A 17350-nucleotide genomic window follows, 5' to 3' on the forward strand; every position below is an offset into this window, starting at 1 on the left:
AGCGAGGGCGGCGGCGCGACGGGCGAACCTTCGAGCGCAACAGTGGGAAAGACCGTTGTCCCGCTATGTAAAAACGCCTGTGTTCAGATTGTGTAAAGTCCTGCAAGTCTCAAGACGATGTAAAAGCAGCGGCTTGCGGGTCGGCCCCGAGTGGGTGGTCGCGGAAAGAGCAGCACGCGGGGAAGCAGGCGAGGCCACTCCCCCACCAGCCAGTCAGCACGACGGGAACCACGGCCGCCGCTCACCTGGCGTCTGCAGAGGCGGAAATCCTCCCGGTAGGAGTAGAGGAAGGTGGGGGCGCCGGAGGGCCCTCACCCACACGGGGGGAGCAAAGCGTCAGGCTCAACCCTTGCCCGGATTGGCCCCACGACCTACCGCGAGGCGGCCGCAGTGAGCTTCCGGTGCAGTTGACGCTCCTTGAGCCCCTCGGCCAGGAAGTAACTTCCCATCACGGCCACGACGGCGAACACCTGGAGGACCACGCCCTCCCAGGTCGCGTACAGCCCGCCCCACAACCCCGCCCAGGCTGGCAAACTCACCGGCAGGGCGTGCACCGGCAGCCAGCCCACCAGTTGCAGCGTGTGGACCGTGTTCCCCACCATCACGAACAGCACCGCGCAGATCATGCCGCCCGTCCACACCAGCAGCTTCTTCATCGGCAGCTTGGCTTGCAGCGCGAAGACCAGGACGCCCACACCCAACACCGCAGCCAAACCCAGCCCCGTCCCTGCCAGGACAACGCCCGTGCCGCTCTGCAACACCAGCGACTGGAGGAAGAGCACCGTCTCGAAGCCTTCGCGGTAGATGGAGGTGAACCCCAGGACGACCAGACCCAGCACCTGAGCGGACTGACCCTTCACCCGGCCCCCCATCAGTTGGTGCTTCTGCTGCTGGAAGGCGGCCATGCGGTCGGTCCAGTACACGTTGTGGAAAAACCAGTTCATGATCACGAGCAGCACGCCGATGGCGACCACGCTCACCACCGCCGAGAGCTTCTCCCCGAAGCGGGCGAAGAGCCCGAGGGTCCCCTGCATCACCAGCCAGGTCAGCACCGAGGCGCCCAGAGCGAGCGCGGCCCCCAGCCACATCGGGCGGCGCAGGTGCCGCACGTTCTCGCGCCGCAGGGAGCCCATCAGCGCCGCGAGGATCAGCACGGCCTCCAGCCCCTCGCGGAACACGATGACGCCCGCGTTCGTCGCCACGGCGGCGGGCGCGACGTCCGTGCCCAGCAGCTTGGCCGTGTCGTTCAGGGCGCTTTCCAGGGCCGCCTGGGTCTGCCCGAAAGCTTTTGCGTCCCCATGCTCGCGGATCAGCCGGGCGAGTCCCTTGGGCTCCTCCCCGTTCCAGAAAAGGTCTTCCAGGCGCAGCTTGAGGTCGGGGGCGAAGACCGCGATTCTCGCCTCCGGGCCGCCCTCCAGGGTGGCGTAGGCGTCGAGCCGCCCGCTCTCGGCGAGGTCGTAGTTCCCGGCTCCCGCCGCCCGTACCGCCGCCGCGACCTGAGAGCGGATCACGTCAATGTCACCGCTGGCGTCGTGCCGCTTCCACGCTGCTGGGAAGAGGGCGCTGAGCTGGGCCGAGAGGGCGTCCACTCCCTGCTGCACCTGCGCTGCGGAAGGGGCATTCTCCTTCCTAGCCGCCCGGTCAAGGTCCGCCGCCAACATCGCAAAGGCACCTCTCGCCGCGTCGGTCCCGGCCCGGTCCCCCAGCAGCGGGGCGAGGTCGTCGAAGGCCCCACCCGCCGCAGTCAGGAAGGTGCGGGCCTCGGTGATCTCCAGGTCGCGCTTCACTACGACCTGCCCGGCATTCCCCGTCACGCCACGTCCGTACTCCACCGGCACGAGACGCAGGTAACGGAGCGCCTGGGAAGCGCGCCGGGCCCGCTCGCGCTCGCTGAGGGGCGCGGCCCGGAAGCCGTTCATCAACCCCGTCACCTCTTTCAGGCTTCCCGGCAGGGCCGCGAAGGCTCGCCGCGCCGATTCCAGGGCCTTCTCCCCACGCTGCTCCCGGTAGGCCGGGGCCAGGATCTCGAAGTAGCCGCGAGCCAGGGCCGTCTGCTCGGCGGCACGAATGCGGTAGCCCTGCGTCTGGGCATCCCTGAGCCCGGTCAGGGCGTCCTTGAGGCGGGTCTGGTAGCCGTCGAGCAGATCGGCCCGCACGCCCAGCAGGGCGGCGTCCACCCCCGCCTGGCCCCGCGCCAGAGCTTCCACCGCCTCGGTCGCGTCGGCGTTGAGGTGGGTGAAGCGGTTGGCGGGCCGGTACTCCCGCAAGGGCAGCCACCGGCGGGCCTCGGCCACGTCGTTCTTCCGCACGGCGCTTTCCAGGGCGCGGTACGTCCCGCCCAGCAGCCCGGTCCAGGCCCGGGTGCGGGCGGCGGCAAAGCCGGGCTCATCGTCCTGCCCGGCTGCCCGGACGGCGGCGTTCAGGTCAGCCGCAACCTGACGCGCGGCTCCCGGGTCCACCTTGCCCAGCTCGGGCGCGAGGTCACGCCCGAAGGTCGCCTGAGCCTCCCGCGCGAGCGTAACCGCGTGCCCGGGATCGAGGATGAGTTCGACCTGCGCGTCGGCGAGCCGGGCCCGCAGCGTCTGCGCCGGGGCCGCGAGGTCCGCCGCACTCGCCACGCCGGTCACGGCGAGCAGCAGCGGGAGCACCCACCTCAGCCCCGTCATTGGCCGGCCACCTTGACCCCCAGCAGGGCCGCGGCCTGGGTCAGGGGACCGGCGATGGCCGTCGCCCGGTCCTGCGCCTCCCGCTGCACCAGCAGGGCCTGCTCGGGGGTGAAGCGCCGCTGCCGCTCGCGGTCGATCAGCCGCTCGACATAGGCCCGCAACTCCGTCAGGCCGCCCCGCACCTGGGTGTCCAGGGCCACGTTCCTGCGGCGCACCTCAGGGCTCACGCCCGCGTAGATCACCTGCCAGGACCCGATGTTGTCGCGCAGGTCGTTCAGACGTGAGATGGCCGCGAACTCCTGCGTCTTGCTGGCCCCGCCGGTCACGAAGCGCGAGGCGCGCCAGACCTCCAGGAAGTCCTGGGTGGTGGGCACATTGGCGGTGAGGGTGCTGAACACGTAGCCCGTGCTGGGTTGCCACCCCCGCGCCGTCTGCCGGAGTTGCCCGACCACCCCGTGCAGGGCGTCCACCCCGCCCTTGAGCACGTTGGCGTCGGGCAGGGCGTTGCCGAGGCCGTCCTTCGCGCCCAGGTTCACCTTCAGGGCGGTGTACCTGGGATCGAGGCTCCAAAGCGCGGCCTCCGTGAGGTTGAACAGCGCGCCGGGCCGCCGGAGCACGGTCCCGTTGGGGAGCTTGACGTCGTGGTCCACCCCCCCGTCGGTGCCGGGGTTGGCGGCGTCGATGATCAGGTCCAGGCGGTCGAAGGGGTCCTGTCCGGCGAAGAAGCCCTCAATTTGCTCGTAGCGGGGGCTGGCGTCGCGCCAGGCGGCGCGGGTACGCTCGACGGCGGCCTTGACCCCGGCGGGATTGCTCTTCCACAGCCGGGCATAGTCGAAATTGGCGCCCTTGGCAAGGGTGTAGTAGGCGTCAGAGGCCTGCGCGAGCCGGGCGGTGGAGGCACTCAGGGCGTCCAGGCGGCCGAGCAGGTGGGCCTTGGTGCCGCTCAGGTCGGCCGCCAACGCGGTCGGGGCGAGCAGCAGGGTCAGCAGCAGGGAGGCAGTGCGCATGGTTCTCCTTCTAATCCGAGTGGATCAGTCGGATTAAAGGTAGGGCCGTCTGGGGCCGATGTCAAGAATCGCCGTGCTGGACGGCTTTCTTTTGCGAACTCTTCCTGATAAGAGCGGTCATGGGCTGAGGGACAGGGGAAGCGGCCCGAGACTATACAGGGTGGGCCAGCGGACCACCGCCTCCCCTTGCAGGCCTGGCCCATGACCCTCAAACGTCAAAGCAGGGCCTGAAGGCTCCGCAACAGTTCCCCCTCACTCAGCCGTCCCCGGTGGACGCCCCGGATGTTCCCCTCCCGGTCGATGAAGACGGTCGTGGGAAGAGGCCGGGCGCCGTACCGGCGGGCGATGGCCTGCCCCGGGTCAAGTCCCGTGAGAGTGCTGGAGGCGAACCCGGCGTCGTACCGTTCCAGTTCCGCGCGGGTCGCGTGCTCGTGCAGACTCACCACGGTCAGGCCGTGGCTCAGGTACTCGAACTGGTAGCCCCGCAGCAGGCGGTCGTTCTCGCGGCAGACGGCGCAGCCGAGGTCGCCGAACAGCACGATGACCACCTCGCCCCGCAGGTCACGCAATGACACGCGCTGGCCGCTCAGGTCCGTGACGGTGAAGTCCGGTGCCGGGCGGCGCGGGCTGCCCCCTCCGGCAACGGCCGACCAGGGCAGCGCCAGGGTGGCGAGGACGAGCAACAGGGCCGCACGCTTCATGCCTTCCTCCTGGGAACGGAACTCCGCCCAGCATACGCGCGCCGACTCCCGGCCAAGGCCCTGCCTGTGGCGAGTACTCTGGGCCGCCCCCGCTCACAGCACCAGGACGCCGGAGTGCTTGGCTTTCCCCTCGGGCTCGACGTGAATGGTCACGACCGCGCCCTCGACCTCCGCCTGTATCGCCTCCTCGATGCGGTCACAGATGGCATGAGCCTCGGCGACGCCGAGGCTGCCCGGCACGACGAGGTGGAACTCGACGAAGGTGGTGTGCCCGGTGAGCCGGGTCCGCAGGTCATGCACTTCCAGCGCGCCCTGCGCGTGATCGCCGATGATCCCCCGCAGCCGCGCGACCGTCTCGGCGGGGGCGGCCACGTCCATCAATCCCCCCACGCTGTCGCGGACCAGCCCCCAGCCCGACCACAGGACGTTGGGGTCACACCAGCAGTCGCGCGGAAATGAACGCTAAGGGTGCCTCGCCTCCTGTCCGGCAGCGGGTTGAGCCCGCGCCACAGCCGCCGCCGCCACCAGCCACTCAACACCAATCCCCACAGCGCCGCCGTATAGCCGCCCGCCGCCGCGTACACCGCCCCCACCAGCAGTGGCGCCAGTGCTCCCACCACCGCCACGATCAACGCCAGCACCCCATTGATGCTCCCGTAGCTCGCCGGGCCATACAGCTCTGCGATCAACCCCGCCCGGGACAAGGTGCTCGCCCCGTTGGACGCGCCGAACAAGGCCACGAACACCCACACGCCGGATGGCCCCGGCATTAGCAGGGCTGCGAACGCCAGCGCCAGCAGGCCGAACATCACCGCCGTCACAATGCTCAGCGACCAGCGCCCCAGGGCAGGCGCGAAGACCAGACGGCCCAGCAGTTGCAACGGCCCGATGGCCCCGACCATCAGGGCTACGAACCCCGCCGGGTACCCGCGTTCGAGCAGCAGGGGCACCAGATGTGCCCCCACCGCCGCAGACGCGAACCGGGCCAGCGCGAACGCGCCTGACAGCCACCAGAAGGGCGCGCCCCTCAGCGCCGCCCGCGTGGTGACGCTTGCCTCTGGCACGCCCGGACCAGGTGAGGGTCCTCCTCCATCCACCTCATTGGCGTGAGCGCCCTGAACGCCTTTATCCTGCGGCAGGCCCTGCACCGCCACCACCCGCTGATCGCGGGGACAGCGGGGGTCCTGGCCGACGCGTTGTTCATCACGCTCGGCACCACCGGCCTCGGGACGCTGCTCACGCACCTTCCCCTGCTGACCCCGCTGGCGGCCTGGGGTGGGGCCGCCTTCCTGTTCTGGCACGGCTGGAAAGCGTTCCACGCTGCCCACCACCCCAAAGTCATCGATGCTGATACCCCTCGTTGGGATGTGGGCGGTCCCCGCCAGGTGGCAGCCACGGCCCTGGGCCTGACCCTGCTCAACCCCCACCCCTACGTAGATAGCGTGGTGTTGTTCGGCGCGCTCTCCGCACCCTTTCCGCCGCTGGGCCCGACCCTCTTCGCCCTCGGGGCGGTCCTGGCATCCCTCGGCTGGTACGGGCTGCTCGCGCTGGGCGGCGTCCGTCTCACGCCCCTGTTCCGTTCTCCGCGGGCCTGGCGGTGGCTGGACCTGCTGGTCGGGACCTTGATGTGGGTTTTCGCCGCGCGCCTGGTGTGGGGGGCGCTGCACGGCGGGCTGCTGGAACACAAGTGAGGAGCCCGCGGTTGGTTCGTCGTCACATCTTTGTGAGGGTTCTCCTTGACTTATTTTTAGTCTTGCCTAAATATGATTTATGACTGGACGAACCCTGTCGCATGCGACAGAAGACTATCTCAAGCAGCTTTACCTGCTGGGCCAGAGTGGCAGCGTGAGCACGCAGGCTCTGGCCGACGCCCTGCACGTCACCCCTGCCAGCACAACCGGGATGCTGCGCAAGCTCACCGAACTCGGCCTGGTGGACCACGCGGCCTACCGTGGCGCCAGCTTAACCCCGGCCGGGGAGAAGGTCGCGCTGGAGGTGGTGCGCCACCACCGGCTGCTGGAGCTGTACCTGCATCGCGCGCTGGGCTACCCCCTTGACGAGGTGCACGACGAGGCCGAGCGCCTGGAGCATGTAATCAGCGAGGCCTTCGAGGCCCGCATCGCCGCCTGGCTGGGCGACCCGACCTTCGACCCGCACGGGGACCCGATCCCGGGCCTGAACGGGGAACTGCCTGCCCTCGACGAGCGGCCTCTGGGGAGCCTGGGGGTGGGCGAGCAGGCCCAGGTCACCCGGGTGCCCGAGCAGCCGGAGGTGCTGCGCGCGCTGATGGAGGCGGGCCTGACTCCCGGGGCGGAGGTGCGGGTGGTACACCGTGACCCGGCCCTGAGCATCCTGACGCTGGAGGTCGGTGGGAGGCCGCTGGCCCTCTCCCTGACCGTCGCCTCACAGGTGCGGGTCTCCGAGGGGGTAATGGCGTGAGCCGCGCCACGCCCAGCTTCGACGAGCGCATGAACGCCCGGGCGGCGGCCGTCCTGGAACGGACCTCCAATCGCCGGGGGCTCGGCCGGGTGCTGCCCTTCCTGGGCCCGGCCTTTGTCGCGTCGGTCGCCTACATGGACCCCGGGAACTTCGCCACCAACATTCAGGGTGGCGCGCAGTTCGGCTACCTGCTCCTCTGGGTGGTGCTGGGCGCCAGCCTGATGGCGATGTTGATCCAGACGCTTTCCTCCAAGCTCGGCATCGTGACGGGGAAGAACCTGCCCGAGCACGTCCGCGAACAGTGGCCCCGGCCAGTGGTGTGGCTGTACTGGGTGCAGGCCGAGATCGTGGCGATGGCGACCGACCTCGCCGAGTTCCTGGGCGCGTCGCTGGCCTTTGCCCTGCTGTTCAACCTCCCGCTGTTGTGGGGCGCGACCATCACCGGCGTCATCACCTTCTCGATCCTGGCCCTGCAAAACCGGGGCTTCCGGCCCATCGAGATCGCCATCAGCGCCTTCGTGGGCGTGATCGCGCTGGCGTACCTGGTTCAGGTCATGCTCAGCCGTCCCGGGCTGGAGGCGCTGGGCGGCTTCGTGCCGCGCTTCGAGGGGCCGGAGAGCCTGTACCTGGCGGTGGGCATCATCGGCGCGACCGTGATGCCGCACGTGATCTACCTGCACAGCGCGCTGACCCAGGGGCGCATCCCGGCGGGGACCGAGTATCAGAAACGGCGGCTGGTCCGGTACAACCTGCTCGACGTGGTGCTCGCCATGACGATCGCCGCATTGATCAACATGAGCATGCTGGCTTCGGCGGCGGCGGCCTTTCACTTTACCGGCAAGTCGGACGTGGCGGACCTGACGGTGGCGTACCAGACGCTGACGCCCCTGCTGGGTGGGGCGGCGGCCGTGGCGTTCGCGCTGGCGTTGCTGGCCTCTGGACTGTCCAGTTCGACGGTGGGTACGATGGCCGGACAGGTGGTGATGCAGGGCTTCGTGGGGTTCCGCATCCCACTGCTGGTCCGGCGACTGATCACCATGCTGCCCGCCTTCGCGGTGATCCTGGCGGGGCTGAACCCGACCTCGACCCTGATTCTCTCGCAGGTGTTGCTGTCCTTCGGTATTCCCTTCGCGCTGGTGCCGCTCCTGATCTTCACCGCCCGGCGCGACATCATGGGGGGGCTGGTCAACACCCGGCTCGTCACGGTGGCGGGGTGGGTGATCGCGGCGCTGATCATCGGCCTGAACGTGTATCTGCTGGCCCAGACGTTCCTGGGGTAGCGCGGGCCCCCCGTTCCGCCCCGTGCAGGAGGTGCGGTATGCCGCTGGAATTCGTGGCCGCTCCCGTCCTGGCGAGCGCCGGGCTCGCCCTCTTCCATCACTTCGAGGAGGGCACCCGCCTTTCCCGTCGCCTGGCGAAGTGGGCCGTCTACTTCGCGGGGGTGGGGCTGACGACGCGCACGGTCGGCCGCCCGTGGTCGCTCGTCTGGACCTTCAGTCCCTTTGCTCTGGGCACGATCTTCCATCTGGGCTGGTGCGCCCGGCACGGTATCCACCCGCTCACGGCCGAGCCCCGGGAACGCTACCGCGAGTTGCGCGGCTGGTCGGGGCCGTCCTGACGCCCCGCAGGGGGCACCGGACGTGCCCGTGGGGGCCAGCCGCCCCCGGTCTTCGCGGAGTTCAGGTGCGGGCCTGGACCGCACGGTGCCCCCCTGACCTCCCGGGGCTGGGGGGCTGACCGCCACCGCCACCTGGGGGAAGCCCGCGCTCCGTTCTGGGGCCCGGGGCTTCGCACGCTTCCGCCGTTCTGGGGGCTCACCCAGGCGCGTTCGTCTGTCCGCCCGAGGGGAAACGGCCCCACGGTGGATGCCGTAGCGTACGGGCATGGAGCCCCCTGGGGTGTGGACCCGCGTGCGGGCCTTGACCCGTGGTGAACGGGACGCCGAGACGCTGTACGCCTACCGTCGGGTGGGCGCGCAGGTCCACCCGCTGCTTGACGCCGCCGAATGTCGCCGCTTCGACCTCACCCTCAGCGGCACGAGTCCCTTCGCGGTCAAGCGCCACGTCGGCCTCGAACTCGCCTGCGCCTGAAACGCGTTCGCCCTGCAAACCCTGGCCCACAAGATGCTGGAGGCGGACGGGGCCATTGACCCGGGTACGGTGGGCTTCGTGCCGCCCGTGACCTTCGATCAGGTGAACGCCTACTACACCGAGGTCGGGCGCTGGCTGGGCTACGCGAGCGAGGCGGGGCACGACCCGGACTTCGAACTGCCCGCCAGGACGTTGCCCGCTAAACTCCCGAAGTGGTCCCCGGTGGAACCCTGCCCGAGGCCGCACCTCGCCGCGATGATCGCGACCCTGGACGCCCTGCGCCTGCACGCTGAGGCCGCGGTGCACCACCTGGAGAAGGCCACGCCCGAGGCCGACGCCCCGAAGCTGGCCCGGTTGCGCGGCCAATTCGAGGGGGCGCTGTCCAAGGCGAACCTCGTCTCGGGCATGTACCGGCCGGGCGCGTCGCTGGCCCTGCACGAGCAGGTCGAGGAGCACGCCAAAGGGGCCATCGAGGGGCTGTACCGGGCGGGGCAGCTCATCAGCTATCTCGCGCTGCTGACCGAGGGTGGGCGCAGCGTCTCCCCCGCAAGGCGAAGGGCAAGACCCCCCTTCTCCGTACGCCCCTGCCCGGGGAGCCGGGGTTTGACCGTTGGGCGATGACCGACCCGAACAGTGCCCAGGCTCTGCGGGGCGACCCGAAGGCTGGGCGGGTGATCGACGAGATGTGGGCGCTCGACCCCGACCCGGCGGCGAGCGTGGCGCTGTGGAACGAGAATCGCCGCGCCGTGGAGACGGGCGGCGCGGTGGTGGCGAAGAACGCGCAAGGGCAACCCCTGGGCTTTTACTTCTGCACGCCGTACTGCGCTATTTACGAGGCGAGGCGGCCGCTGGTGATCGGGGGTACGCCCACCGGTCAGGAACAGCGCTTCACCTTCGAGCGGGCTGCCGAAGGGGTTTGCCTCGGGTATCCCTACAAACGGGAGAGCGTGGTCGGGAACTTTCAGACCGGGGCGGACATCGACTACTGCGGTCCCGACTAGCCCCCGCCCCACGACGAACAAGGCAGGCGACACCTCGGCCACAACCCTATCCAGTCCACCCCACGACCCCCTGTAGATGAAAAAAGGAGGTGAAATGGAATCCCTGTGGTAGGGTGGACTCGGGAGGCGCTGATGACCCCCGAAGGATTGACCGCCCACTTGCTCACGGACGCCCGTGACCCGCGCAGCGGCAAGCTGGACGCCCGGCGGGTAGCGGGCACCTTCGGCCTGACGATGCGCGAACTCGCCCAGGCGTTGGAGCGCGACCCCAGTGGGCTGAGCAAGCACCCGACCAGCGATTCGCTCCAGGAACCGCTGCACGAGTTGGAGGAGATCGGGCTGCATCTCAAGGAGGTGTTCGGGGACCTGGGGGTGGGGCGCATGTGGCTGCGCGCTCCTAACCCGGTGCTGGGGGGCCGGGCGCCGCTCTCGTACCTGCTGGAACGGCGGCCGGTGGCCGTGCAGCGCCTGTTGCTGCTGGCGGAGACGGGCATGCCGACCTGATGCGGCAGGGCGAGGACCTGAGGCGCGCCCTGCTTGACGCTCCGCTGTGGACGCCAACCAACGTCATCGACACCTACCGCACCGTGCCTTTGTTGGCGCTGCGCAAGTACAGCCCCGACCCCCTGAACACCGCCGGTTCGGTGATCACGGGAGGACGGTACAACGCGCCGCAGGACTTCCCGGAGGCGCACGAGCTGCTGTACCTGGCGGAGAACACGGCCGTCGCCCACGCCGAGGCGCGGGTGATCACGGCGGTCATGGGCCCGCCGTGCGTCGTCATCCAGCCCGGACCGGACCAGCGCCCCCGCCTGGACATCACCGTCAAACTGCGCCTGCGGTCGGTCCTCGACCTCACCGACCCCGGGGTGGAGGCACACCTTGACGTGCAGGCGGGCTACCTTTTTCAGGCGTGGCTGCCGCTGAACGTCAACGGGCAACTCGCCCTGACGCAGCTCCTCGGGCGGGCTGTTCTGGACAGTGCCCGGTACGACACCATCCTTTACCCCAGCGCCCGTTACCCCGGTGGGCGCAACTACGCGGTGTTTCCGCAGCGGGTAGCCCCCGCTGACCGGGCCGTCCACGACCCGGAAGGAGAATTGGCGGTCTTCCAACGGCGGCATTGACCCTCCCCCCGCCGGGCTCGGCGTCGTTCACCGCAGCGCACCTGCCGGAAGGTCCGCAAAACAGGGCACAGAGTTCCCGCCTCTTCCGTTTGAACGTCGCGGCCAGGAACGGGGGTTCCCAGCGCACCTCAAGGGACAGTCAAGGTGAACCGTGGGGCAGGTGAGCCGCAGGGTGCGTCCACCCGACAAGATGGGGAATGACACGCTCCCTGCTCCTCCGGTGTTCGCTGGCCCTCTGCGTGCTGGGGGAGCGGCCCTGGCCCTGCCCACGCGCGTCACCCTGGACGGCATTCGTCACGAGGACCAGGGGCCGGACAACTGCGCGCCCGTCACCTCCCTGACCGTCCTGGGCTCCTACGGCTCCCGGGTCACCCAGGCCCAGGCCGCGAACGCCATGAAGGACTCCCCCGGCGACCCGCAGGTCACCAGCCTGGAACTAGCCGCCTACCTGGGCCGCTTCGGGTTGCGCAGCGTCATCCGGTACGCCGGAGATGCGGACCTCCTGCGGGAACTGCTCTCCCGGGGCCTTCCGGTCGTGCTGCAACAGCGCCTGAGGGCGGCCAGCAACGTGGCGCACTTCCGCACGTTCTACGGGTACGGCCCAGTCTACTTCCTGGTGAGCGATCCCCCGCGCGGCCCCTCGCTGCGCCTCTCAACCGCCGAACTGCTGGAGTTGTGGCGCTTCTACAACGGGGAGTACCTAGTGGCCTACCCCCCAGCCAAGGAGGGGCAGGTGCACGCGGCGCTGGGCGACGACTTCAGCGCGTCGGCCAACTGGCGGCACCTGAAGCTGCACGGGGACCAGGACACCCGGGCCCGGCCGAACGACCCGTACGTCTGGTGGGGCCTGGGCAAGGCGAACCTGCGGCTGGGCAACGTCCAGGCCGCCGTCTCCAACTTCGACCGTGCGGTGGCGCTCGGGGTGCCCACCCTGTACGACCTCTACCGGCAGGAGACCTCCCAGGCCTGGACCCGGGCAGGCGACCACCGCAAGACGCTCCAGTGGACGGCACGTGCCCTGAGGGCTTTCCCGGACAGCAAGGAACTCCAGCAGTTCCGGCGTCGGGCCAACGCGGCGCTGGGTGGGTAGGTGGCGCCTACAGCAGCCCCCCCAGCGCCTGAACGAGCTGCCCCTCGTCGAGGCGTCCTCGGTGCACCCCCCGGATCAACCCGTCGCGGTCGATGAACACCGTCACGGGGAGGGGCGAGGCGTGATACCGGCGGGCAATCTCCTGCCCCGGGTCGAGCCCGGTCAGGGTGCTGAACGTGAACTCCGCGTCGTAGCGCCGCAACGCCTCCAGCGTGGCCCGCTCGTGCAGGCTGATCACCGCCAGGTCGTGCGTCAGGTACTCAAGCTGGTACTGGCGCAGCAGTTGGTCGTTTTCCCGGCAGGGGGCACAACCTAAGGCACCGAACAGCACGATGACCACCTGGCCGCGCAGGTCGGCGAGACTTACCTGTTCGCCCCCGAGGTCTGTGAACGTGAAGTTCGGGGCGGGGGGGCGCCGTGGGCCTGCCCCGCCCCCAGCCTGGGACAGGGCGAGCGTGACCAGGGCTGGCAGCACGAGCAGACGCTTCATGGGTCCTCCTGGGGAGACGGCTTTCTGCAGCATAGACGGTCGCCTCCCGGCCGCCTTCCCGTCCAAAACAGGCGCTGGGCTTGTGGGTCCCGTGCGAGGGCTTGAGCGGGACGCTCACAACTCCCGGACCCACCGCCCCAACCGGAAACGCCACCACAGCACGGCTGCACGAACGTAGTTGTCGAGCAGAATGGCGAGCCACACCCCCACCAGCCCCCAGCCGAGACGTACGCCCAGCAGATACACGCCGACCGTCCGCACCCCCCAGATGCCCAAGAGGGTCGTCCACATCGGAAAACGGGTGTCTCCGCCCGCTTGCAGCGTCGCCGTCAGGACGGTGACGACGCCCGTAGCCGGTTGCGTCAGCACGTCGATGCCCAGCGCCAGCACGATCAGGGTCATCACCCGCGCGTCCCCCGTCAGGACGCCCGCTCCCCAGAACGACCCGAGCCAGGCGAGCAGCGCCAGGCCCGTCATCAGGGCCGATGACACCCGCACCCCAACGAGGGCGTAGCGCCGCGCTTCCTCCTCTTCACCCGCGCCCAGCCGCTGACCGACCCGGGCACTGGTGGCTGCCGCGAGCCCGGTCCCCGCGACCGACGCGAACAGCGTGAAATTGCCGGTCAGGGTGTGCGCGGCGTACACCTCGGTGCCCAGCCGTAGGATCAGGCCGAAATACACGATCTGCCCAAGGCGCATCGCCAGCCGCTCCAGGGCACTTGGAATCCCTAGACTGGACATGCGGCGCAGAACGCCCCAGTCGGGTCGGACCTCCCGCCACGCGGAGGGCAGCGCCCCGACCCGCTGAAGTCGCCTCAGCAGTAAGGCCGCCCCCAGGACCCGCGCCAGAACGGTCGCCACACCCGCCCCCACGATGCCGAGACCGCCAAAGCCGACACCGAAGATCAGAAGTGGGTCGAGCAGGACGTGCGCGGCGTTCATCCATAGCCCCGTGTTCAGGGCCGCCCGGGTGTCCCCGGCCCCCCTCAGCACGGCCCCAGCCGCGTACATGACGGCGATCACCGCCGAGGGCACGGCCACGATGCGGAAGTAGATGGCCCCGGCGGCCCGGACTTCTGACGTGGCCCCCATCACGGTGAGGAGCGGCCCGGCCAGCACCAGGGCGAGGAGGCCACAGGCCAGCCCGACGAGAGCGGCCAGCCACAGGGCCTGCACGGTGGCCTGCCGAAAGGCAGGCCGGTCCCCCGAGCCGGTGGTGCGAGCACTGAAAGCGCCGGAGGCGGTGGCGACGGCGAGGAAGACTGCGAAGAACACCTGCAAGAGAGCGTTCGAGACGCCCACGGCAGCCACCGCTTCCAGGCCCAGCCGGGACACGAAGAAGGAGTCCGCGAAGCCCACTGCGCTTTGCAGTAGGTTCTCGGTGATGGCGGGCCAGGCCAGCACGAGCAGGTCCCGGGTACGGGGGGAGAGCCCTGCGGCACCCCAGCTCATAGGTTCACCTCGCGGACGAGGCCCGGACGTCTCCGGAAACTGGGGGCAGTCCCTTCAGGCCCTCTGGGGCATAACCGAGGAAGAACGCAGACGTTTTCCAAGAGTTGACCTTACTCCGTGAGGTTCAGATGCAACTCCACCCGCTGTTCACGGGGCGAGACCCACACGCTGTACACCGTCGCCCGCCGCTGCGAGGGCCCGTCCAGTAGGGTCACGGCTTCACCCAGGGAGGGATACCACTCGTCGAAGACAAGGGACACCACCGCCACCCCGGGGCCCAACTTCCGGTACTCCCCCCTGAATTCCACGCGCCCACACCGCACCAGCACCGGGTCCGGCGGGTACAACAAATTGCTCTCGTTGGACTCGCTCATGCTCGCTCCCAAGCCCCACGGCGCCGACTCACGCCCGGCGCGCGTCGAAGCCGTCCGGCACCACGACCGTCAGGGCGCGTGGGGCGACGGTGAGGGACAGGTCGGTGGCCCGCAGCATTTCTCCGTCCACGCCCGCCCACACGGGGCCGCCCCGGCTCGTGACCCTCACCCGCCCCGCCGTGAGCTGCTGCGCCCGCCGCCGCCCAGCCCAGCCCCACCCGCAGCAGGCTGAGCAGCCGCCCGTCCCCGAAGTCCAGCACGTCGAGCTGCCGGTCCGCCACCGACGCCCCGGGCGCGGCCCGCAGCGGTCCCGCCACGTAGCGCCCGTTCGCCACCAGCAGTTGATGGGTCCGCAGCCGCGCCCGGCCCCCTCCCACGTCAGGTCCAGGCGAAGTGCCCGGTGCCCCAGCAGCACCCGCGCGCCCACCACCAGCCAGGCGAGCAGCCCCGGGGAGGTCCAGTGGCACCCCCACGCTGCGCGCGAAGGTGTTGCCGGTCTCCAGCGGCAGCACACCCAGCCCCGTTCCCGTGCCCGCCAGCAGCCCCGCCGCGTGAGAGAGCGTGCTGTCCCCACCGACGACGACCAGTCGAAGATGGTGATCTGCCCGAGGGTCCACCGCCCCGCGACGCGGAAGACCAGCAGCAGGAAGCCGTAGACGGCGAGGGCATTCAGGGCAGGGTTCATCGGGCTCCTTACGGCCAGGTCCACTGGCGGAAGACGAACTGCGCCCCGTTCACGCTCAACTTGCCGCAGCCCACGCCGGGCCGCTCGGGCTCCACGAACAGCGTGATCGGCAGCGGCCCCGGGCGCTCCGGTTCGAAGGTCAGGCGCAGCCCGTCCGGGTTGGAGGTCATGCTGTCGGGCTGCGGCGTCACCATCTGCACCTGCACGTCGTCCGCGTAGTCCTGCGAGAGGGCGACCTTCACTTCTCGGCCTGAGGTTTGAACAACCAGGCGCAGGGGGTCTGGTTCTCCGCCCGGGCAAATCGCTGGTAGGCCAGCGTCACGTGGTCTCCCGCCTCACTCCGGCTCTCGCTGAGAGGGCCATCCCCGTCCTCCTGCCCCGTTCAGGGAAGAGGAGCGTTTCCTCTCGGCAGGACCCACCAGGAGGTCGAGAAGTCCAGAACCACCGGGCGCCGCGCGGGGCGGCGAGGGTCAAGCTCGCCCCCGGGCAGCGCGGGCGGACTTCCCGGCGAGTGGCCCGCCGGTGATGACACTCGCGCGTCGGACGGTACAGCGCGCACCCTTCACGGTGGCCGTCCCGCCATCAGAAAGGGAGGGAGCCGACCGCTTCACCGGGAAGCCAAAACCCGGGTCCTGAGTTGACGTGAGGGGCCCAGCGTAAGCATCTCCTACCAGGCTAAAGGGCCAGCGGCCCTTCTCCCGACCTGGATCTGCGGGCAGGACCGCCGCCCGCTTCCCTGCCACCGCTGCGCTCGCTTCACCTATGACGAGGGCCTCGGGGTGAAGGGCGCTGGCGACGGATGGGGGGCAGCCGTGAGCGCCGGAGCGTGAGGAGCATCCCCAGCACACCCACCAGCAGGAGCGCGTCGGGGAGGTGGGCCCCGGCAAGGCGCGGCCCCTCCAGCCGTCGGACCAGCGGGCGGACGGTCAGCAGCACACCGGACGCCTTGTCCAGCAGCAGGGCCAGGGCATCGCCGAACACCCCAGCCGCCAGCCAGGCGAGTGCCCGGCGCAGGTCGCGTGACAGCCACCCGCTGAGCAGGAGGACCACGACCACCAGGCCGACCATCACCTGCAGCGCGATGGCCGCCGTCAGCCAAGGCGAGAGGAACCAGGTGTGGTCCGCAGGGGACGACAAGTGCCTGAGCAGCGGGAGCACGTTTGGCCCGTGGGTCAGGGCCCACCCATCCCAGAGGATCACGGTCACGGCCAGCACCAGCAAGACGATCAGAAGGAACCGGGAAGAGCGTCGCTCCTGCTCCCCAGTGTTGATGCCTGGGCGGCGGGACGCCTCATCGCTGATGTGGACGGGTAGGTCCGCCCGGGAACGGCCCGGTCCCCCCGTCCCGGCGGGAGCGTCCAAAGAGGGCTGGCCCGGCAGGACGTGGGTCTGCTCCAGGCCCACTGGATGGTCTGCTCCAGAGCCTGAAACGCTGGGAAAGGAGCGGGCCTCGTATGCCAGCAGGAGCAGATTATTCTCCAGGATGTACCGGGGCGTCTGCGTTTCATCCAGTTCCAGATGCAGGTGCTGCGTCCGGACGTTTACTTTAATGTGACGTGCCCCCGGCAGTCTAGCCACAATTCGAACCACGTCCTGGGCACGGTATTCACTGTCCATCCGGGCCACGTGGTAATCGAGCACGGTCGGGGGAAGGGTCACATTTCAATTATACCTGTGGGCCTGTTCAGATGTGGGGCGTTCAAGGTGCCTATCCTCCCCAAGGGGCTCACTTGTCCTACTGCACGGAATCAACGGAAGAGCTGCACCATCGAATCTGTGAACGTCGGGGCAGTCCAGCAACGACTTGCAAACGGTTGGGGCACCAGTACATTGAGATCACCCTGCGCTCCGCGGTGAATAGTGCCAGGACCGCCGACGCGCAGGTGCGCCGCTGGCGATGGCAAGCGAGACCATCAGGATGAGCCAAACTCCGATTCATCTCTCACGCTGATCCGGCATACTGGCTTGGCCGCGGGTGCGGCGTCCCGTCTGAGTGACGCCCCCGACGATAACCGAAGACTTCAACGTTGCCCCAGGGGCAGCCTGCTCCCGTACACGGACCACCCGTTGCGAATCTTCGGTCATCACGGCGCTTTCGGAGGTGTAGGTGACCATGACTCCAGCCCCCCGTCCCGACGACGTTCCCCTGACGGTGCGGCGGCCACACGAGCTGCGCCGCGATGACGTGCGGGCGGGCGCCCCAGCACGTCCAGACCCCTGGACCGACC

Annotated in this window: 20 protein-coding genes and 1 pseudogene; 10 read left to right on the forward strand and 11 right to left on the reverse strand. The window is 69.6% G+C overall.

All coding sequences use genetic code 11. The features are described from left to right. Positions 1–371: 371 nt before the first annotated feature. The 5 genes and pseudogenes from DAETH_RS23215 to DAETH_RS23235 form a co-directional block, all read right to left on the reverse strand. Positions 372–2666, reverse strand: a complete 2295-nt coding sequence (locus tag DAETH_RS23215; protein ID WP_264778598.1) for an FTR1 family protein — start codon at positions 2664–2666, stop codon at positions 372–374. Beyond that, entirely contained in the window at positions 2663–3673 is a 1011-nt protein-coding gene (locus tag DAETH_RS23220; protein WP_264778599.1) for an imelysin family protein, read from the reverse strand. The genes DAETH_RS23215 and DAETH_RS23220 overlap by 4 nt, the downstream gene beginning before the upstream one ends. Positions 3674–3888: 215 nt before the next feature. Further along, positions 3889–4374, reverse strand: a complete 486-nt coding sequence (locus DAETH_RS23225; protein ID WP_264778600.1) for a TlpA family protein disulfide reductase — start codon at positions 4372–4374, stop codon at positions 3889–3891. Between the two features lie 93 nt (positions 4375–4467). Next, positions 4468–4803 (reverse strand): annotated as a pseudogene (locus tag DAETH_RS23230) (cation diffusion facilitator family transporter); the annotation flags it as partial. Beyond that, on the reverse strand, positions 4752–5438 hold the full coding sequence (locus tag DAETH_RS23235) for an MFS transporter (RefSeq protein WP_344870076.1): 687 nt from the start codon (positions 5436–5438) through the stop codon (positions 4752–4754). The gene DAETH_RS23235 and the pseudogene DAETH_RS23230, both read right to left, overlap by 52 nt. A gap of 42 nt (positions 5439–5480) precedes the next feature. Between DAETH_RS23235 and DAETH_RS23240 the strand changes: the two genes are divergently transcribed. From DAETH_RS23240 to DAETH_RS23285, 10 genes are all read left to right on the forward strand, one after another. Next, entirely contained in the window at positions 5481–6065 is a 585-nt protein-coding gene (locus DAETH_RS23240) for a LysE/ArgO family amino acid transporter (RefSeq protein WP_264778602.1), read from the forward strand. Positions 6066–6144: 79 nt separating this feature from the next. Continuing rightward, complete coding sequence (locus DAETH_RS23245; RefSeq protein WP_264778603.1) at positions 6145–6813, forward strand: metal-dependent transcriptional regulator; 669 nt, start codon at positions 6145–6147, stop codon at positions 6811–6813. A 29-nt stretch (positions 6814–6842) separates the two neighbouring features. Then, on the forward strand, positions 6843–8093 hold the full coding sequence (locus DAETH_RS23250) for an Nramp family divalent metal transporter (protein WP_264778893.1): 1251 nt from the start codon (positions 6843–6845) through the stop codon (positions 8091–8093). A 38-nt stretch (positions 8094–8131) separates the two neighbouring features. Then, entirely contained in the window at positions 8132–8431 is a 300-nt protein-coding gene (locus tag DAETH_RS23255; RefSeq protein WP_264778604.1) for a hypothetical protein, read from the forward strand. 265 nt (positions 8432–8696) lie between these two features. Then, the gene (locus DAETH_RS23260) at positions 8697–8903 is read left to right on the forward strand and encodes a hypothetical protein (protein ID WP_264778605.1); all 207 of its coding nucleotides are present in this window, start codon (positions 8697–8699) and stop codon (positions 8901–8903) included. 33 nt (positions 8904–8936) lie between these two features. Beyond that, on the forward strand, positions 8937–9524 hold the full coding sequence (locus DAETH_RS23265; protein WP_264778606.1) for a hypothetical protein: 588 nt from the start codon (positions 8937–8939) through the stop codon (positions 9522–9524). Next, positions 9521–9904: a hypothetical protein gene (locus tag DAETH_RS23270; RefSeq protein WP_264778607.1), complete on the forward strand. Its 384-nt coding sequence runs from the start codon at positions 9521–9523 to the stop codon at positions 9902–9904. The genes DAETH_RS23265 and DAETH_RS23270 overlap by 4 nt, the downstream gene beginning before the upstream one ends. 132 nt (positions 9905–10036) lie before the next feature. Beyond that, positions 10037–10408: an MbcA/ParS/Xre antitoxin family protein gene (locus tag DAETH_RS23275; protein WP_264778608.1), complete on the forward strand. Its 372-nt coding sequence runs from the start codon at positions 10037–10039 to the stop codon at positions 10406–10408. Beyond that, positions 10408–11031, forward strand: coding sequence for an RES family NAD+ phosphorylase (locus tag DAETH_RS23280; RefSeq protein WP_264778609.1), 624 nt, complete (start codon positions 10408–10410; stop codon positions 11029–11031). Before DAETH_RS23275 ends, DAETH_RS23280 begins: the two co-directional genes overlap by 1 nt. Before the next feature lie 220 nt (positions 11032–11251). Next, entirely contained in the window at positions 11252–12121 is an 870-nt protein-coding gene (locus tag DAETH_RS23285) for a C39 family peptidase (protein ID WP_264778610.1), read from the forward strand. 7 nt (positions 12122–12128) lie between these two features. On the opposite strand, the gene DAETH_RS23290 is transcribed toward DAETH_RS23285, so the two are convergent. The 6 genes from DAETH_RS23290 to DAETH_RS23315 all read right to left on the reverse strand — a co-directional run bounded on the left by DAETH_RS23290 (position 12129) and on the right by DAETH_RS23315 (position 16781). Then, positions 12129–12611: a TlpA family protein disulfide reductase gene (locus tag DAETH_RS23290; RefSeq protein WP_264778611.1), complete on the reverse strand. Its 483-nt coding sequence runs from the start codon at positions 12609–12611 to the stop codon at positions 12129–12131. A gap of 114 nt (positions 12612–12725) precedes the next feature. Beyond that, the gene (locus DAETH_RS23295; protein WP_264778612.1) at positions 12726–14063 is read right to left on the reverse strand and encodes an MATE family efflux transporter; all 1338 of its coding nucleotides are present in this window, start codon (positions 14061–14063) and stop codon (positions 12726–12728) included. A 110-nt stretch (positions 14064–14173) separates the two neighbouring features. Further along, positions 14174–14437, reverse strand: a complete 264-nt coding sequence (locus DAETH_RS23300) for a hypothetical protein (protein ID WP_264778613.1) — start codon at positions 14435–14437, stop codon at positions 14174–14176. Next, positions 14434–15054: a diacylglycerol kinase family protein gene (locus tag DAETH_RS23305; RefSeq protein WP_264778614.1), complete on the reverse strand. Its 621-nt coding sequence runs from the start codon at positions 15052–15054 to the stop codon at positions 14434–14436. The genes DAETH_RS23300 and DAETH_RS23305 overlap by 4 nt, the downstream gene beginning before the upstream one ends. 76 nt (positions 15055–15130) lie before the next feature. After that, entirely contained in the window at positions 15131–15364 is a 234-nt protein-coding gene (locus DAETH_RS23310; RefSeq protein ID WP_264778615.1) for a hypothetical protein, read from the reverse strand. Positions 15365–15878: 514 nt separating this feature from the next. Then, a complete protein-coding gene (locus DAETH_RS23315) occupies positions 15879–16781 on the reverse strand; it encodes a hypothetical protein (protein ID WP_264778616.1) in 903 nt (300 codons plus the stop codon). Positions 16782–17350: the final 569 nt, after the last annotated feature.

The organism is Deinococcus aetherius, from assembly GCF_025997855.1.
Classification (GTDB): domain Bacteria; phylum Deinococcota; class Deinococci; order Deinococcales; family Deinococcaceae; genus Deinococcus; species Deinococcus aetherius.

Bases quoted from the DNA above. Each gene is read 5' to 3' on its own strand.
- DAETH_RS23255 (WP_264778604.1), top strand. From the start codon at position 8,132: ATGCCGCTGGAATTCGTGGCCGCTCCCGTCCTGGCGAGCGCCGGGCTC.
- DAETH_RS23300 (WP_264778613.1), bottom strand. From the start codon at position 14,437: ATGAGCGAGTCCAACGAGAGCAATTTGTTGTACCCGCCGGACCCGGTG.
- DAETH_RS23265 (WP_264778606.1), top strand. From the start codon at position 8,937: ATGCTGGAGGCGGACGGGGCCATTGACCCGGGTACGGTGGGCTTCGTG.
- DAETH_RS23215 (WP_264778598.1), bottom strand. From the start codon at position 2,666: ATGACGGGGCTGAGGTGGGTGCTCCCGCTGCTGCTCGCCGTGACCGGC.
- DAETH_RS23245 (WP_264778603.1), top strand. From the start codon at position 6,145: ATGACTGGACGAACCCTGTCGCATGCGACAGAAGACTATCTCAAGCAG.
- DAETH_RS23295 (WP_264778612.1), bottom strand. From the start codon at position 14,063: ATGAGCTGGGGTGCCGCAGGGCTCTCCCCCCGTACCCGGGACCTGCTC.
- DAETH_RS23275 (WP_264778608.1), top strand. From the start codon at position 10,037: ATGACCCCCGAAGGATTGACCGCCCACTTGCTCACGGACGCCCGTGAC.
- DAETH_RS23290 (WP_264778611.1), bottom strand. From the start codon at position 12,611: ATGAAGCGTCTGCTCGTGCTGCCAGCCCTGGTCACGCTCGCCCTGTCC.
- DAETH_RS23250 (WP_264778893.1), top strand. From the start codon at position 6,843: ATGAACGCCCGGGCGGCGGCCGTCCTGGAACGGACCTCCAATCGCCGG.
- DAETH_RS23260 (WP_264778605.1), top strand. From the start codon at position 8,697: ATGGAGCCCCCTGGGGTGTGGACCCGCGTGCGGGCCTTGACCCGTGGT.
- DAETH_RS23220 (WP_264778599.1), bottom strand. From the start codon at position 3,673: ATGCGCACTGCCTCCCTGCTGCTGACCCTGCTGCTCGCCCCGACCGCG.
- DAETH_RS23270 (WP_264778607.1), top strand. From the start codon at position 9,521: ATGACCGACCCGAACAGTGCCCAGGCTCTGCGGGGCGACCCGAAGGCT.
- DAETH_RS23225 (WP_264778600.1), bottom strand. From the start codon at position 4,374: ATGAAGCGTGCGGCCCTGTTGCTCGTCCTCGCCACCCTGGCGCTGCCC.
- DAETH_RS23280 (WP_264778609.1), top strand. From the start codon at position 10,408: ATGCGGCAGGGCGAGGACCTGAGGCGCGCCCTGCTTGACGCTCCGCTG.